At 67.3% G+C, this 496-nt stretch carries 1 pseudogene; it reads left to right on the top strand.

The annotated features are described in order from the left end of the window. Nucleotides 1–457: pseudogene (locus EN925_RS39070) on the top strand (phosphoserine aminotransferase); the annotation flags it as partial. Nucleotides 458–496: the final 39 nt, after the last annotated feature.

Here is a 496-nt window from a genome sequence, read left to right as displayed (position 1 = left end):
CTTCAAGGGCGAGACCATCAACACGCCCTCGATGCTGTGCGTCGAGGATTACCTCGATGCGCTCAACTGGGCGAAGTCGACCGGCGGCCTCGACGCGCTGATCGCCAGGGCGGATGCCAATGCGGCCGTCCTCGATCGCTTTGTAGGCAAGTCCTCCTGGCTCGGTCATCTCGCCGTCCAGCCGGCGACACGGTCGAACACGTCCGTCTGCCTGTCCTTCACCGATCCGGACGTGTCCGCGCTCGACGCCGACGGGCAGGCGGCCTTCGCCAAGGGGCTGGTGTCGGTGCTCGACAAGGAAGGCGTCGCCTATGATATCGGTGCCTATCGCGACGCACCGCCCGGCCTGCGCATCTGGTGCGGCGCGACGGTCGAGACGTCGGATCTCGAAGCGCTGCTGCCCTGGCTCGACTGGGCATTCGCCGCACAGAAGGCGTCGCTCAAAGCGGCGGCCTGAGATCGTTCGCGGCGGCCTTCGGGCCGCCCACTCCCATCA

Source organism: Mesorhizobium sp. M7A.F.Ca.US.006.04.2.1 (assembly GCF_004022915.1).
GTDB lineage: Bacteria > Pseudomonadota > Alphaproteobacteria > Rhizobiales > Rhizobiaceae > Mesorhizobium > Mesorhizobium ciceri.
This window is presented reverse-complemented; position numbering and strand designations above follow the sequence as displayed.